Consider the following 14,607-nt stretch of genomic DNA (forward strand, 5'->3'; position numbering starts at 1 on the left):
GGTACTTCTTGTTGCCACCGTCTTAACCTACCCCGCAAGCAGTGGCCCACAACTCCAGGTTCGCATCCGGAGCCGACTTTCCGTTTCCTGCGGAAATTGGCCAGAGAGAGACTGCGGAAAAACGCCGCACCTCACTCCTGACACTAGGCATAAAGCGGCGATTTGTCCAGCAAAAATGCTGCTGATGCCCTCAGCTAAGAGTGGCTGCGGCGGCGAATGACTAAGCGCCTCTCACGCAAGATTAGCGCCGCTCGCGCCTGGCCGTTTTCCGCACCGCCAAAACGCAGCGGCAGATACAACCGCAGCCATACACCAAGCGCCTCGGCCAGATCCGGCCGCGCCGCCGCCACCCGCGCAAGATAATCGCGCGGCCCCTCGCCTGGCGTGCGCGGCAGCCCTACCCTCTCCAGACGCCGGCTCAGACGTGCGAAACTTCGCTCGATCGGATCGGCCGGCCAGCGTCGGCGCGCGAGCAACGCATGCAGCGCCAGCATCAGCACTGCTCCGCCACTGGCCAGCCCCAGCACCAGGCCATAGGCGCCGAGGTGCTCCAGCCCCAGTGCTTCAAGCAAACGCTGTTGGCGAGTGCTAGAGAAATTCACCACCCAGTTGTTCCAGTTGGCATTGGCCGCATCCGCCAACAGTCGCAGACTGTGCGCCATCTGCCCGAGCGCGCTGTCGCGGGTGACGCGAAAGCGCAGCGGCGCGGAGTCGCCCAGATCGGCCAGCTCGGCATCGTTGTCGATGCGCTCGGGCGCGACCGCCGCCGTTGGATCGACCCGCGTCCAGCCGCTATCCGCGAGCCACACCTCAGCCCAGGCGTGGGCGTCGGACTGACGGATCAGATAATGCCCGCCAAGCGGATTGCGCTCGGCGCCCAGATAGCCCACCACCAAACGGGACGGAATGCCGGCTAAGCGCATCAAAAGCGCGAAACTGCTCGCATAATGTTCGCAATAGCCGGCACGGGTTTCGAACAGGAAATCATCGACGGGATTCGCCCCCAGCGGCGGCGGGCGCAGGGTATAGTGGAAAGGCTCGCGATTGAAATGGGTCAGCGCCCGCGCCACCACGGCACCAGGCCCACCACCCTGCTCCTGCCACTCCCCGACCAGCAGCTGCATGCGCGGCGTGATCACGCGCTGCGGCACTTCGAGTGCCAGTTCGCGTTCCGCGTCGCTCAGCGCGAGCGATCGGTAGCTGAGCGCCGAGCGCAGCTCGAAGCGCTTGAGCTCCTGCAGGGGCTCTTTGGACACCAGCCGCGCATCGCGCGTCAGGCGCGCGTCAGCCGGCGCCGCAAGCGGCAGGTCCAGAGCGAAGATCCAGCGCTGCTCGGTCGGCTCCATCACAATGGCATAATCGAGCCGGTCTCCCAGAGGCTCGATATCCGCCGCAAGCCCCGTCATCAGCTCTTGCGGCCCCGGCTCCCAGCCGCGCCCATCAGTCTGCCACAGCACGGGCCCGCGCCAATAAAGCTGGGAGGGCTCCACCGGCAGGGGTTGATCGAAATAGGCGTGAAAGGCCACCTCACCCGAGCGCACCAGCTCGCTGAAATTGCCAAGCTCAAGCGAATCGCTCACCCCCGTCTTGGCCCGATCGCGCTCCAGCCCCAGGCTCCACAACGGCGCGTCCAGTCGCGGGAAGAGCAAGAATAACAAGGCCGCCAGCGGCACCGCCTGGGCGCTCAGCACCAGTGCCCGACGCCCGGCGACGCGCAGGCGCTCACGCCAAAGGCGGCGAAGCCAGACTTGGCCCCCAGATTTGCGCCCCTCTCGGCCTCCAGCTTGGCCAGCGGCGGGGCCGGTGGCTTGATGGCGGGAGTCCGAGGCCGGATTCGCACGCACCGCGCTCAGGTCGGCCAGCAACGCGAAACTGCCAAGCAGCAACGCAGCCAGATAGGCCGCGAACAGCGGTGACTGGTTGAACAGAAAGGCCACCACCAGCAGAAAGCCAAACAGCAGCAAGGAGACGCGCAAATCCCGCATACCGCGCACTTCAAGCGTCTTCAGCACCATCATGGTGAGTAAGAGCGCGGTGCCGGCGTCCTGCCCCGCCAGCTCGCGGTAAGCCCCCAACACCACACCGACCCCGAGCAACGCCAGCGCCACCAGCGGCCAGCGCCCCGGCGCCAGCGCCGGGCGCAACAGCACCGCCACGCGCAGCAGCAGCAAGAGTCCGATGAAGACCGCGACCGGGGCACGCATGTAAAACAGCAACGGCAGCGCGGCCAGTGCGAGCAGTGCGCTCAGCAAACCGATCTGTAGCCGATCCGGCGCTGTTTCCTTGAACGAAGTGGCTACCTTTGGCACTTCGGCTGTCTGAACTGCTGCAGCCGCCCGCGCTCCAGTCGCCCTGGGTGTTCCAGTTGCCTTGATTCCTCTGGCTGCCCGGGACCCTGACGTAGGCCTAATCTTCACAGCGATACCCCGCCAGCACCGTCAGACAGCGGTGCTTATGCGCATCGCCCTGCCCGCGCTCAACGCTCAGGCCCGGCAGACGCAGCCCGTAGACCAGGTTTTGCTCGGCGGCATCGAGTACCTGACGGGCGAGCAGCGCAATGCGCGTTTCGTCATCCACCGGCGGCAGCGCAGCCCAGTCGAGCCATACCCGCGCGGCGCGATCGCCACCGAACTGCTTGACCAGCAGCCCGCGCTCGCGCGCCAGTGCCTTCCAATCGATGCGGCGCAGCGAATCGCCCGGCGCATAATCGCGCGCGCCGACGAAGTCGTCCGCTCCGGTACCCTGATCGCCGCTGGCATTGTGATCGACCGAGGTCAGCTGCGGCGGCGCGCCAGCCCGTGCTGCCGGACGCGGGTAGACGGTCGCGACTGCATCCACCGCCACCAGCGACCAGGCGCGAAACAGCCCCAGCGGATAACGGGTCTCAAGCACCACCTCGCCGAGCGGCAACAGACCGCGACGCTCAGTCGGCACCGGCAAGGTCAGCCGCGCGGAGCCGCCGGCAGGCAAGTCGGTGCACTCAGGCCACTGGCCACCCGGCACACCGCGCAAACAAAGCGCGCCGCGTTCGCGCTCGCGCAGGTCCTCGAGGGTGACGGTGAACTGCACCTCCTGACCGGCAAACACCGGTGCACCCGGCTGCGCTCGCAGCCGCAAGCGCAGCAGATTGAACCAGGCGTGGTGCATGCTGACCAGGCTGACGCCGGCCATCACGAAGGTAAACAACAACCCGAGATTGTTCTGGTAGTTGAGCGCCCCGAGCAGGGTGACGAACAGCAGCACGCCATAGCCAATGCCGGCGCGCGTGGGCAGAATGTAGATCTGCCGCGCGCCAATGGTTGCCTGGCCCTGATCATCGACCGGCACCCGTCGCAGCAGCTTGCTAAACCAATGCGTAAACAGGGGCTTTTGCCCAGACATCCGCGGCTGCTCCCGGCGGCGCCAGAACGGGAACCACCCGGTGGCCGTGTGACGCACAGCCGCCATCGGCGATTAGGGAACCGGAACCGCGCGCAGAATAAAATCCGCGATCTCGGCATGACCGACCGGGCCGTTATCATCCCCGCTCAGCAGCCGATGCGGCACGCACGCTGGCAGCACCGCCTGGATGTCCTCTGGGATCACATAGGCGCGGCCATGGATCAAGGCCCAGGCTCGGGCCGCGCGCAACAGCCCAAGCCCGGCGCGCGGTGATAGTCCATGCAGAAAGCGATTGCTCGCGCGCGTAAAGGCCAAAATCCGGTGACAGTAGTCGATGACCGGCGAGGCGACATGCACGTCGGCGACCCGCTGCTGCAAATCGAGCAGCTGCGCAACACTAAGCGCCGGTTCCATGTCAGCCAGGAGCGCACGCCGATCGCTGCCGGCAAGCAAGGCTTTTTCCTGCTCATCATTCGGATAGCCAAGCTCAATGCGCATCAGAAAGCGGTCGAGCTGCGACTCGGGCAGCGGAAAGGTGCCAACCTGATAGGTCGGGTTCTGCGTGGCGATGACAAAAAAGGGCGATGGTAGTCCGCGCGTCTCGCCATCGGCCGTCACCTGGCGCTCCTCCATTGCCTCGAGCAGCGCGCTCTGCGCCTTGGGCGTGGCACGGTTGATCTCATCGGCCAGCACGACCTGGGCAAAAATCGGGCCGGGGTGGAACTCGAAGCGCTCGCGCACCCGCTCGTAGACCGACACGCCGAGGATGTCCGCCGGCAGCAGATCGCTGGTGAATTGGATGCGGGAATACTTCAGCCCGAGCAGGCGCGCGAGCAGATGCGCCATGGTGGTCTTGCCGACACCCGGCAGATCCTCGATCAGCAGATGCCCGCGCGCGAGCAGACAGGCCAGCGCCAGGCGCAGTTCCGCATCCTTGCCGAGAATGATCTCCCCGGCCGCGGCCAGGACTTGATCAACGGAAGGAGCGTCGGCCAGCGCCGAGCTTGCCGGCACGGAATCAGGATTCAGCGGTTGCTGCATCGCTTGCTGGGTCTGAATCGAGCGGATCGACGCGCAGCTTCTCGACAATACTGCCGCCGAGCGCGACCCGCGTTGGGCCGATAGAGACCACCCGTCCGCGGCCGCGGTGGTGATCAATGCGCAGCTCGCTGCCAAGGCGGACGCCGAGCGCAAGCAAACGACGATTGAGCTCGCGCCCGCCGTCGATGCCGATCACCCGCGCGCGAGCGCCAAGCGGCAGGTCGGCGAGCGAGGTGGCGACGCCCGCAGAGACTCCGGTCGAAACATCGGCAGAGCCCGAGCGGCGAGCGCTCTTGGCCTGCGGGTCGCGCGCGGGGCCGGCAACCACAGTGGAAGCGGGGCCTGCGCCTGGCTTGGAGGCCGCACAGCAAGTTTCGCGGGACGCAGCGTCGGGTGGTAAGTCGAACATCGCGGGAGGAGCACAGGCAGCCATGTCGTCAAATTATTGGAAAGTCTAGCCCAAGCAGGAAAACGAATCAAGAATCACTATCAATAACAACTTTCGCTGACTTTCTTGGCGTAGCCTTTTTTTCGGCGCCGCCCTATTCTTGGCGCCGCCCTGTTTTCAGTGCCATCAGGGCTTTCGCTCTGGCAGCGACTCAGAACTGCTTGACGCGAATGTTCAGCGTCTGAATGCGATAGGCAATCTGGCGCGGCGTCATGCCGAGCAGGCGCGCGGCCTTGGCCTGCACCCAACCGGCCTGCTCCAGGGCAGCGATGACGCGCTCGCGCTCGTCGAGTTCGGGGTCTTGCAGGTCCAGGTTAGCGGATGCCGCGGGCGCTTCCAGTCCGGGCTCGACGTGCAGCCCAGTCAGGTCGATCACGTCGCGGTCGATGATGCCGGTCTCGCTCATCACGGCTGCGCGCTCCATACAGTTCTCAAGCTCGCGCACATTGCCAGGCCAATCGTGGCGCATCAGGGCGCGTACCGCTGAGTCGGTGATTTCCAGCTCCCGACCCTGGGTCTTGGCGATCTTGGCGACCAGAAAGCGCGCCAGATCGGGCACGTCCTCGATCCGCTCGCTCAGCGCCGGCATGTAGATGGGCATCACGTTGAGCCGGTAGTAGAGGTCCTCGCGAAACTCGCCGGCTTTCACTTCCGCCTCCAGATTGCGATTGGTCGCGGCAATCGCGCGCACATCGACCTTGAGCGTGCGATTGCCGCCGACGCGCTCGAACTCACCTTCCTGCAGCACGCGCAGCAGCTTAGCCTGAAACACGGCGCTGATTTCGCCAATTTCGTCGAGAAACAGCGTCCCGCCGTCGGCTTGCTCGAAGCGGCCCTTGCGCGTGCCGCTTGCCCCAGTGAAAGCACCCTTCTCGTGGCCGAACAGCTCGGATTCGAGCAGCGAGTCTGGCAGCGCGGCGCAGTTGAGCTTGACGAAGGCGCCACGCGCGCGCGGTGAGTTGTAGTGGATCGCGTTGGCGATCAGCTCCTTGCCGGTGCCGGATTCGCCGCGGATCAGCACCGTGGTATTCCACTTGGCGACCTGGCGCACCTGATCGAAGACCACCCGCATGCGCTGGGTGTGGCCGATGATGTTGTCGAAGCCATGCGCGCCGCGCAAATGGCGCCGTAGCTTGTCGCGTTCCTCGCGCAGCGCGCTTTGCTCGGCCTCCACGGAACGCGCCAGCCTCACCGCCTGACCGATCAGGTTGGCGACCATCTCCAAAAATCTTGCGCGCTCCTCAAGCAACCCGTCGCGCTCCAGCGGCTGCACCGCCAGGACGCCGATGGCGCCCTCCTCGCCCAAGCGAACAGGCACGCCAACAAAGGGCAGATCGCGGTCATAGACGCTGAGGCGATCGAGAAACCGCGGCTCGTCACCCACGCGCGGCAACACCCAGGGCTCGTTGGCCTCGAGAATGCGCCCGATGACGCCCTCGCCCGGACGGTAACGGATAGTTTCGAAGGGTTCGGCAACGTCGCCATGGATGGCGCTCAGCATCAGGTCGCCACTGTCTTCATCCAGCAGGCAGACAATACCGCGCTCGAGACCACCGCTCTCATGCAGGGTCTTTAGCAGCGCGCGCAGGGTCTCGTGCAGATCGAGCGAGCGGCTCAGAACCCGGCTGACCTCGAACAAGGTCTCGACTTGGGATTCGAGCTGCGCCAGACGCTCGCTCTCACCCGCAGCGTTGCCTCCGTTTTCCTTCATGCTGTGCAAGCTAGTCTCCTTCGAAAGGTCGCGCGGCAATCCCAGCAATGATTCCGTCGGCTATTCCTGCGTTGGGGCGTGATTCAGCACCAGCTTGACGCGGCAGCCGTCGTGATATGCCGCATCGATCTCGATGGTCCCTTCATGCTGGTTGACGATCTCCTGCGCCAGCGCCAACCCCATGCCGGCGCGGCCGCGTCGCCGCCGCCAACCAACAAAAAAGGGCTCGAACGCCTTGAGCCGGTCGGCGGCTGGCAATCCCGGCCCATTGTCTTGAATGATGACCTCGACCGAATCTTCCAAGGTCCTGGTGGTCAGGCGCAACTCGCGCTGCGCGCGGCGGCTTTCATTCAAGGCCTGCAGCGCGTTATCGATCAGATACTTAAACAGGGAGCGCAGCTGGTTGCGATGCCCTGACAGCTCCGGCAGCTGCAGCGCCGGCTGCCAGTCGATGACCACGCCGGCGGCGAGCAGGCGGTCGGTTTCGAGCTCCAGCACATGGCGCAGGAGCTCGTTGATGTTGACCAGCACGCCGGCCTCGAGAGATTCCGTCGGCAAAGCGGCGCGGAGCGTGGCCAGCGCTGTTTCGCTGGCGGTGCTGATCTGGCGCAAATTATCGACAAAGATCGCCAGCTCGCCGTCTTTATCGCTGAACATGGCCGTGGCGGCGCGGATCAGGTTTAACGGCTGCTCGATTTGGTAAATGGCCGCGCCCAAAGCCTCGCGCACGCCTTCAGTCAGTTGTTGCTCGGCCAGTCGGGCACGCAAATGCTCAAGATGGGCGCGGTCAATTTCGCGCCGGCGCGCAGTGACCTCGTTCGCAAGCAACAAAAGCCGGTGCTCGCCCTGATCGGCGGCACCAAAATAGCCGCGCGCGCTCGCGTCGGATTCGTTCACCGCCACCCCCGAACAAGAGAACCAGCGCAGGGCGCTGCCGCCGGGCGGCATCAGGCTGATCTCGACATCCTTGAAGCCCTCCCCCTCGAGCACGCGCTCGAGCGGATCGAACCCGGCCTGTTCGATCAGCGCCTGGCGCAACCAATTAACGGGCTCTTCGCTACGCAGGTCGCCGAGGAGCTTTTTATACTCCATATTGTCGAGCAGAATTCGTCCCTCGGCATCGAGCAAGACCACCAGTACGGGCGCGGCATTCAGCACCGCTTCAATGCGGGTCTTCTGCGCGCGCAGGTCCACCTCAAGGCGATGCTCGCGGCTCACATCGCGCTGCATGCCGAGGAAGAAGCGAATCCGCCCACCAGCGTCGAGCACCGGGGAGATGGTCAGCTCGGCGAGATAGTCCCCGCCAGCCTTGGTGCGATTAACCAGAATACCACGCCACGTTTGCTTGTCTTGAATGGCGCGCCACAGTTGCCGGTAGATAGTGCTTGGCGTGGCGTTGTTTGACAGGATGGATTCATTGCGACCGATGACCTCGTCACGGCGATAACCGGTGAGCTGCTCGAAGGCCGCGTTGACATAGAGGATGTCCGCCTTGTCATCGGTGATGGAGATGGCCACCGGCGCTTGTTCAACCGCCTCTAAATACACCCGAGGCGGCAGCGGCGAGTCGGCATCGTTCTTGGCGAATTCTTGTGCAGCCACGGGGGTCTCCTCTTGGGTCAGCGTGCCTCGAGTCGCGTCTTGATCTCAGTCGAAGCGTTCAGCCACAGCTTAAAGCAGAAATTGCGCCAGCGTCGAGCAGCCTGCCACGGGGGTCTTTGTCGCAAAGGCGACAAGGGGCTCGCGCAAAGCGCGGGTCGGCTGTGGCGTCCCTGACAATGCTCCGCGCGACCAACCGTCTGTGATAACGCAAGATTGCGCTGAGCGCGCCAATCCCCGCATTCCCACACCCTTGGCACCGGCTTTGCTTGGGTACCCGGAACTGCTTCCCTGAGCCGCTTCGCAATCGCCGCTTTCGCCTGCCATGTCCGATGCTCTGCTGCTAATCCTCGGTACCGCGCTGGTCAACAACGTGGTGCTGGTTAAATTTCTGGGTCTGTGCCCCTTTATGGGCGTGTCCAACAAGCTCGACAGCGCGCTGGGGATGGGCCTTGCGACCACCTTTGTGCTGACCCTGGCTGGCGCGGCGAGCTGGCTGCTGGAGCACTGGCTGCTGCAACCACTGGACCTGGCATTCCTGCGCATTCTCACTTTCATCCTGGCCATCGCCGCCGTGGTGCAGTTTACCGAGATGGCAGTGCGCAAGATGTCTCCCGCGCTCTATCAGGTACTGGGCATTTTCCTACCGCTGATCACCACCAACTGCGCGGTGCTCGGCGTGGCCCTGCTGAATGTGCAGGAAGCGCACGGATTCGCCGAGAGCCTGCTCTATGGCTTCGGCTCCGCGCTTGGTTTCACCCTGGTGATGGTGCTCTTCGCCGGCCTGCGCGAGCGCCTGGCGCTGGCACAGGTACCGGATGCTTTCGCCGGCACGCCGATCGCTTTCGTGGTGGCGGGCCTGCTGTCGCTGGCCTTCATGGGCTTTGCGGGGTTGGCATGATCAGCGCAATCCTTAGTCTGACCGCACTTGGCCTGGGCCTTGGCACCCTGCTCGGCATTGCCGACCGCTTCTTGCGCGTGCAGGGCAACCCGCTTGAGGGCGAAGTGGAGGCGCTGCTGCCCGGCTCTCAATGCGGCCAATGCGGTTATCCAGGCTGCACACCGGCGGCCGCCGCCATTGCGGCTGGAGCAGCCCCCGTCACCTGCTGTCCGCCTGGCGGGCGGGCCTTGGCGGAGGCGCTGGCTGAGAAGCTCGGCGTCTCGCTCGACGCATCCGCGGTGACCGAATCCGAGCCCAGGGTGGCCTTTATTCATGAGCGCTCCTGCATCGGCTGCACCAAGTGCATGAAGCGCTGCCCAACCGATGCCATCATGGGTGCGAAGGACATGATCCACGCCATCTTCGCCGATGCCTGCACCGGCTGCGAGTTGTGCTTCGATGTCTGCCCGACCGAGTGCATCGAGATGCGCCCGATCGGGCAGACACCGCAGAGCTGGTATTGGCCACTGCCGGGCAAGCGCTCTGGCGCCGATGCGCCAGGGACAGACTTGGGTGCGATTACCGACCCAGCCGGCACGCCCGCCATGGCCACGGCCAACACCAGCGGGGGCTCCGTCTGATGCGCTTGTTTCGTATTCGCGGGGGGGTGCATCCGCAGGATCGCAAGAGCCTGTCGGCCGAGCGCCCGATCGAGCCGCTGCCACTGCCGCAGTTGCTGCATATCCCGCTGCAGCAGCACATCGGCGCGGCCGCCAATCCCATTGTTGAGCGCCGCCAGCAGGTTGCCAAGGGCGAGTTGATCGCGCGCGCTCAGGGGCCGGTATCGGCTCCCATCCATGCGCCCACCTCGGGGCGCATCGCCGGCATCGGGCTCTATCCCGCCAATCACCCCTCGGGCTTGTCAGTGCGCACCATCTCTTTGCAGCCCGACGGCGAGGACCGCTGGGCCGCGGGCAGCGAAGAACTTGTGGGCGTTGCCGACCCTTTCGCCCTCGAGCCCGAGGAGATCGCCAAGCGCGTCGCCGCCGCCGGGGTAGTCGGCATGGGTGGCGCCACCTTTCCGGCGGCGGTCAAGCTCAATCTGCGCAACCGCTACGACTTGCATACCCTGGTAATCAATGGCGCCGAATGCGAGCCCTACCTGACCTGCGATGATCGGCTGATGCGCGAGCAGGCTGCCGCCATTGTCGATGGCGCGCGCATCATGGCCCACGCACTGGGCGTCGAGCGCATCATCATCGCGATCGAAAAAAACAAGCCCCAGGCTCAACAGGCCATGCTGAGCGCGGCATCGAGCCATGACCGCGGCCAGGCTGGCGATCAGATCGGCGGCAAAATCGACGGACGCCCCGGTGAACGGGCCAAGATCGAGATCGTCGGCCTGCCGATGCACTACCCCATGGGCTCGGAGAAGCACCTGGTGCAGACCCTGACCGGCCTGGAAACCCCGGCGCGCGGACTGACCGCCGATATCGGCGTGGTGGTGCACAACCCGGCCACCGCCTTCGCCGTGCATCAGGCACTGCGCGAAGGACGCCCGCTGATCGATCGGGTGGTGACCATCACTGGCGGCGCGATCAAGGAACCCCGCAACCTGCGGGTGCTGATTGGCACCCGCATCGAGACGCTGCTTGAAGCCAGTAGCGGCTTTGCCGAAGCACCCGCGCGTCTGGTCAGCGGCGGCCCGATGATGGGCCAGGTCATCCCCAGCGCACGCGCCCCAGTCATCAAGGGCACCAACGGCATCCTGGCCCTGACCGAAGCCGAAACCCGCACCCGCGAGCCGGCGGCCTGCATCCGCTGCGGCAAATGCGTCGAGGTCTGCCCGTGCGGGCTGGTACCACTGGACATGGCAGCTTTTGTCCGTGCCGGCCAGCCCAAGGGCGCCGTCGACCGGGGCCTGCTCGACTGCATCAGCTGCGGCTGCTGTGCCTACGTCTGCCCGGCGCACCTGCCACTGGTGCAGTATTTTGCCCACGCCAAGGGCGCCATGGCTGAGCGCGACCGCATCAAACAGAAACAAACCGAAACCAAGCGCCTCGCCGAGCAGCGCACGGCGCGCATGGAAGCCATCAAACAAGCCAAGCGCGCCGCCATGGCCAAGCGCAAGCAAGCGGATAAAGCCAAGTCGGCAGCCAGCAACCCAAGCCCGGCGGATTGACCTGCGCCCCCAGATGACTGCTCGCCGCCAGCTGAACCTAAATACCTAAAGTCCGAAGCCTGCCCAGATGACAACCGCCTTCGCCGCCAATCCCCATACTCACGCTTCGACCAGTGTCGCGCGTGCCATGCAACTGGTGATGCTGGCGCTGGTGCCGGCAACCCTGCTCGGGCTGTACCAGTTCGGCTGGCCGGCGATTATTCTATTCGCCATCACCGTGCTGGGCGCACTCTTGTGGGAAGCGTTGGGGCTCAAGCTCGCTGGCAAGGCAGTGCGCCCGGGACTCCTCGACGGCTCGGCGCTGCTCACCGGCTGGTTGCTGGCCATGACCCTGCCGCCCTGGGCGCCCTGGTGGGTCGGGCTACTCGGGGCCTTTTTGGCCATCATCGTCGGCAAGCAGATTTTTGGCGGCTTGGGGCAGAACCTGTTCAATCCGGCCATGGTCGCGCGCATCGCGCTGCTGATCGCGCTACCACTGGAAATGACCAGCTTCGTCGCGCCAGCGCCGCTGTTTTCGCCCGGCGCGCCCGGGTTCATCGACGGGCTTGGCATCGCCTTCGGCCACAGCAGCGACATCGCGATCAGCACCTATGACGCCATGAGCGGCGCATCAGTGCTCGACGAGGTACGCACCGGGCTTGGCCAGGGGCAGTCGCTCGACACCATTCTGCCCGGCGTCTTCGACCCGCTTGCCGCGCTCTGGGGAGGCGTGGCCGGCAGCCTGGGCGAAACCTCCGCCTTGCTGCTGTTGCTGGGCGGGCTTTTTCTGTTGCAACAGCGGGTGATTCGCTGGGAAATCCCGCTGGCAGTGCTCGCCAGCATCGGGCTGCTGGCAGGGCTGATGCATCTCATCGACGCCGGGCGCTATCCCGGACCGCTGTTCCATTGGCTGCAGGGTGCGACCCTGCTGTGCGCCTTTTTCATCGCCACCGATCCAGTCACCTCACCGGTTTCGCGCTCCGGGCAGTTATTGTTCGGCGCCGGCTGCGGGGTGCTGATTTACGTCATCCGCACCTGGGGTGGCTACCCGGAGGGCGTCGGCTTCGCGGTGCTTTTGATGAACGCCTGCGCGCCCTTGATCGATCATTACCTCAAACCACGCATCTATGGCCGCGATCGCCGCGGGCAGCCGCTCCAAGTCACACCCACCCGAGTGGCCACCGCAAAGGCCCGCGTGTCGACCAGTCCCCGGGGAAGTCAGCCATGAGCGCCGTTCTCAACCCCAGCTATCGCCAGCGCATCGGCTACCAGGCCGGGCTGCTCGGCGGCTTTGCAATGGTGGCCGCCGCGCTGCTCACCATGGGCGATATTGCCACGCGTGAGCCCATCGCCGAGCGCCGCGCTGAGGACCTGCGCGCCTCGCTCGAGCAGGTGATTCCATCATCCACGCACGATAACGATCTGCTCGCGGCCACGCTGGAGCTAGATGGCCCCGATGGCGACACCCGGACTGTCTACCGCGCCCTGAGCGGACTCGACATCCAAGCACTGGCCTTCCGCGTGAATGAGCCCGGCTATGCCGGCCCCATCGATCTAATGCTGGGGCTGGACGCCAGAGGTCACATCCTGGGTGTGCGTGTGCTGGCGCATAGCGAAACCCCGGGACTGGGCGACAAGATCGAGGTCGAACGCGACGACTGGATTCTCGGCTTCAACGGCCTGTCGCTGGATGATCCACCACCCGAGCGCTGGGGGGTCAAGAAAGACGGCGGCGACTTCGATCAGTTCAGCGGCGCCACCATCACCCCACGGGCCGTGGTCAAGGCCATTCGCGGAGGGTTGCAATGGTTTGATGATAACCGCGAGGCACTGACCGCCTCGGCCGTGATTCAGCAGGAGCAAGCCCATGGCGACAGCGACGGCGACTGAAACCACCGATTTGGCAAAAGCGCCAGCCACCGACTGGTCGCGCCTGGCGCGCGATGGGCTTTGGGACAACAATGTCGTCTTCGCCCAGGCGCTGGCGCTGTGCCCGCTGCTGGCCGTCACCGGCACCGCAACCAATGGCCTGGGTCTGGGGCTGGCAACCACCTTCGTCCTGGTGATGTCCGGTTTCGTCATTGCGCTGCTGCGCGGCATCATCACGCCCCAGGTGCGCATCCCTGTGTTCGTGCTGATTATCGCCACCCTGGTCACCCTGGTTGATCTGGGCATGAACGCCTGGATGCACGACCTACACAAGGTGCTGGGGCTGTTCATCCCACTGATCGTCACCAACTGCGCCATCCTCGGGCGCGCGGAGTCTTTTGCCTCGCGCAACCGGGTGCTGCCGTCAGCCTTCGACGGGCTCATGATGGGCCTGGGCTTTACGCTGGTGCTGGTGGTGCTAGGCGCGGTGCGCGAGATCATCGGCTTCGGCACCCTCTTCGCCAGTGCCTCGCTGCTGCTCGGCGAGGGCCTGCACTTCCTGGAGCTGACCATCATCCCCGACTATCGCGGCTTCCTGCTGATGATCCTGCCACCGGGCGGTTTCCTGGCACTGGGTTTCTTGCTCGCCGGCAAGCGCCTGATCGACCGGCGCGCCAGCCAGCGGCAGGCCGCGGCCACCGCCACGCGCTAAGGTTCCGCGCCCCTGGGTTTCAGCAACAAATTGGGAGGCAATCCGAATGCAAGTCGGTGTCGCGTACGCGGACAAGTTCAAGCATACCTGGCTCACGCTCGACGTCCCCGATGGCAGCAGCATCCGCGAGGCCATCGACCGTTCGGGCATCCTGCGCCAATTCCCTGACATTAATCTGGAGACACAGCGCGTCGGCATCTTCGGACGCCTAAGCAAGCTCGAGGCCCAGCTCTCCCCCGGCGACCGCGTCGAGATCTACCGCCCCATCACCGCGGACCCCGAGACCATTCCGCGGCGGGATCAGTAATAGCCGTGGTTCGGACATCCTATTGCTTGATCATTTCCCCATGCCAGGTTGATCGCGAAGCACGGAACAGGTCTTTTCGATGTCATCGAGTATGCGATCAGCGGCACGGACATTGTCATTGGCAATGTATAGCCAGATGTCGATGAGGTCTTCTTCGGCCTGCGCGGTTCGCTTGATGACAGGCATGATGCCTCAACACGATTTGGTTTTCGTGGCCTGGATCGAGTCGAGCCGTCGCCGCGCCTCCACCTTAATCGCGGCCATATCGCCAAAAGACCCGGGTCCACTCGCAAGCCCCTCCTTCCAGATACGCTGAAGCTCCTCGACCTCTTTTTGCTGCAGGGAACGGCGGCGCCTCCAATCCCGCAGAGCCTCGCACATCACCTCGCTGCTGGATACATAATCCCCGCTCTCGACGGCTTCACGCATGGCGGTGATCAGTTCCGGTGTCAGCGCAACGCTGACTGTTTCCGCAGCTTGGGACATGGCAACAATCCT

General features: G+C 64.8%; 15 protein-coding genes. 7 read left to right on the forward strand and 8 right to left on the reverse strand.

Features of this window, described 5'->3' with window-relative positions:
- Positions 1 to 194 precede the first annotated feature (194 nt).
- From Thiosp_RS20970 to nifL, 6 genes are all read right to left on the reverse strand, one after another.
- The gene (locus Thiosp_RS20970) at positions 195 to 2,309 is read right to left on the reverse strand and encodes a transglutaminase TgpA family protein (RefSeq protein WP_201063662.1); all 2,115 of its coding nucleotides are present in this window, start codon (positions 2,307 to 2,309) and stop codon (positions 195 to 197) included.
- Between the two features lie 97 nt (positions 2,310 to 2,406).
- Positions 2,407 to 3,381, reverse strand: a complete 975-nt coding sequence (locus Thiosp_RS20975; RefSeq protein WP_201063661.1) for a DUF58 domain-containing protein — start codon at positions 3,379 to 3,381, stop codon at positions 2,407 to 2,409.
- A 72-nt stretch (positions 3,382 to 3,453) separates the two neighbouring features.
- A complete protein-coding gene (locus tag Thiosp_RS20980) occupies positions 3,454 to 4,422 on the reverse strand; it encodes an AAA family ATPase (RefSeq protein ID WP_201063659.1) in 969 nt (322 codons plus the stop codon).
- Positions 4,400 to 4,831 carry a FeoA family protein gene (locus Thiosp_RS20985; RefSeq protein ID WP_201063657.1) on the reverse strand — a complete coding sequence of 144 codons (432 nt, stop codon included), beginning with the start codon at positions 4,829 to 4,831 and terminating at the stop codon, positions 4,400 to 4,402. The genes Thiosp_RS20980 and Thiosp_RS20985 overlap by 23 nt, the downstream gene beginning before the upstream one ends.
- Positions 4,832 to 5,021: 190 nt before the next feature.
- A complete protein-coding gene (gene nifA / locus Thiosp_RS20990; protein ID WP_201063655.1) occupies positions 5,022 to 6,581 on the reverse strand; it encodes a nif-specific transcriptional activator NifA in 1,560 nt (519 codons plus the stop codon).
- A 60-nt stretch (positions 6,582 to 6,641) separates the two neighbouring features.
- Positions 6,642 to 8,183, reverse strand: a complete 1,542-nt coding sequence (nifL, locus tag Thiosp_RS20995) for a nitrogen fixation negative regulator NifL (RefSeq protein WP_323696690.1) — start codon at positions 8,181 to 8,183, stop codon at positions 6,642 to 6,644.
- Positions 8,184 to 8,505: 322 nt separating this feature from the next.
- Here nifL and rsxA point away from each other — a divergent pair, with 322 nt between their 5' ends.
- From rsxA to Thiosp_RS21030, 7 genes are all read left to right on the forward strand, one after another.
- Complete coding sequence (gene rsxA, locus Thiosp_RS21000; RefSeq protein WP_201063653.1) at positions 8,506 to 9,081, forward strand: electron transport complex subunit RsxA; 576 nt, start codon at positions 8,506 to 8,508, stop codon at positions 9,079 to 9,081.
- On the forward strand, positions 9,078 to 9,701 hold the full coding sequence (rsxB, locus tag Thiosp_RS21005; RefSeq protein ID WP_201063652.1) for an electron transport complex subunit RsxB: 624 nt from the start codon (positions 9,078 to 9,080) through the stop codon (positions 9,699 to 9,701). Before rsxA ends, rsxB begins: the two co-directional genes overlap by 4 nt.
- Positions 9,701 to 11,242 (forward strand): electron transport complex subunit RsxC, encoded by a 1,542-nt coding sequence (rsxC, locus tag Thiosp_RS21010; protein ID WP_201063650.1) that lies wholly within the window; start codon positions 9,701 to 9,703, stop codon positions 11,240 to 11,242. Before rsxB ends, rsxC begins: the two co-directional genes overlap by 1 nt.
- A 67-nt stretch (positions 11,243 to 11,309) precedes the next feature.
- Positions 11,310 to 12,449, forward strand: coding sequence for an RnfABCDGE type electron transport complex subunit D (locus Thiosp_RS21015; protein WP_201063648.1), 1,140 nt, complete (start codon positions 11,310 to 11,312; stop codon positions 12,447 to 12,449).
- Entirely contained in the window at positions 12,446 to 13,111 is a 666-nt protein-coding gene (gene rsxG / locus Thiosp_RS21020) for an electron transport complex subunit RsxG (RefSeq protein WP_201063647.1), read from the forward strand. Before Thiosp_RS21015 ends, rsxG begins: the two co-directional genes overlap by 4 nt.
- On the forward strand, positions 13,089 to 13,802 hold the full coding sequence (locus tag Thiosp_RS21025) for an electron transport complex subunit E (RefSeq protein WP_242518255.1): 714 nt from the start codon (positions 13,089 to 13,091) through the stop codon (positions 13,800 to 13,802). Before rsxG ends, Thiosp_RS21025 begins: the two co-directional genes overlap by 23 nt.
- A gap of 46 nt (positions 13,803 to 13,848) precedes the next feature.
- Positions 13,849 to 14,109, forward strand: coding sequence for an RnfH family protein (locus Thiosp_RS21030; protein ID WP_201063645.1), 261 nt, complete (start codon positions 13,849 to 13,851; stop codon positions 14,107 to 14,109).
- Positions 14,110 to 14,139: 30 nt separating this feature from the next.
- Here the strand turns inward: Thiosp_RS21030 and Thiosp_RS21035 are convergent, their stop codons facing one another.
- Together Thiosp_RS21035 and Thiosp_RS21040 are read right to left on the reverse strand one after the other, a co-directional pair.
- Positions 14,140 to 14,295 carry a type II toxin-antitoxin system RelE/ParE family toxin gene (locus tag Thiosp_RS21035; protein WP_201063643.1) on the reverse strand — a complete coding sequence of 52 codons (156 nt, stop codon included), beginning with the start codon at positions 14,293 to 14,295 and terminating at the stop codon, positions 14,140 to 14,142.
- Between the two features lie 6 nt (positions 14,296 to 14,301).
- Positions 14,302 to 14,595: a ribbon-helix-helix domain-containing protein gene (locus Thiosp_RS21040; RefSeq protein ID WP_201063641.1), complete on the reverse strand. Its 294-nt coding sequence runs from the start codon at positions 14,593 to 14,595 to the stop codon at positions 14,302 to 14,304.
- Positions 14,596 to 14,607 lie beyond the last annotated feature (12 nt).

It is taken from the genome of Thiorhodovibrio litoralis, assembly GCF_033954455.1.
Taxonomy (GTDB): domain Bacteria; phylum Pseudomonadota; class Gammaproteobacteria; order Chromatiales; family Chromatiaceae; genus Thiorhodovibrio; species Thiorhodovibrio litoralis.

What these genes read in the sequence shown, in the direction of transcription:
- Thiosp_RS20975 (WP_201063661.1), bottom strand. Translation starts at nt 3,381, where the DNA reads ATGTCTGGGCAAAAGCCCCTGTTTACGCATTGGTTTAGCAAGCTGCTG.
- Thiosp_RS20980 (WP_201063659.1), bottom strand. Translation starts at nt 4,422, where the DNA reads ATGCAGCAACCGCTGAATCCTGATTCCGTGCCGGCAAGCTCGGCGCTG.
- Thiosp_RS20985 (WP_201063657.1), bottom strand. Translation starts at nt 4,831, where the DNA reads ATGTTCGACTTACCACCCGACGCTGCGTCCCGCGAAACTTGCTGTGCG.
- nifA (WP_201063655.1), bottom strand. Translation starts at nt 6,581, where the DNA reads ATGAAGGAAAACGGAGGCAACGCTGCGGGTGAGAGCGAGCGTCTGGCG.
- rsxA (WP_201063653.1), top strand. Translation starts at nt 8,506, where the DNA reads ATGTCCGATGCTCTGCTGCTAATCCTCGGTACCGCGCTGGTCAACAAC.
- rsxB (WP_201063652.1), top strand. Translation starts at nt 9,078, where the DNA reads ATGATCAGCGCAATCCTTAGTCTGACCGCACTTGGCCTGGGCCTTGGC.
- rsxC (WP_201063650.1), top strand. Translation starts at nt 9,701, where the DNA reads ATGCGCTTGTTTCGTATTCGCGGGGGGGTGCATCCGCAGGATCGCAAG.
- Thiosp_RS21015 (WP_201063648.1), top strand. Translation starts at nt 11,310, where the DNA reads ATGACAACCGCCTTCGCCGCCAATCCCCATACTCACGCTTCGACCAGT.
- rsxG (WP_201063647.1), top strand. Translation starts at nt 12,446, where the DNA reads ATGAGCGCCGTTCTCAACCCCAGCTATCGCCAGCGCATCGGCTACCAG.
- Thiosp_RS21025 (WP_242518255.1), top strand. Translation starts at nt 13,089, where the DNA reads ATGGCGACAGCGACGGCGACTGAAACCACCGATTTGGCAAAAGCGCCA.
- Thiosp_RS21030 (WP_201063645.1), top strand. Translation starts at nt 13,849, where the DNA reads ATGCAAGTCGGTGTCGCGTACGCGGACAAGTTCAAGCATACCTGGCTC.
- Thiosp_RS21035 (WP_201063643.1), bottom strand. Translation starts at nt 14,295, where the DNA reads ATGCCTGTCATCAAGCGAACCGCGCAGGCCGAAGAAGACCTCATCGAC.
- Thiosp_RS21040 (WP_201063641.1), bottom strand. Translation starts at nt 14,595, where the DNA reads ATGTCCCAAGCTGCGGAAACAGTCAGCGTTGCGCTGACACCGGAACTG.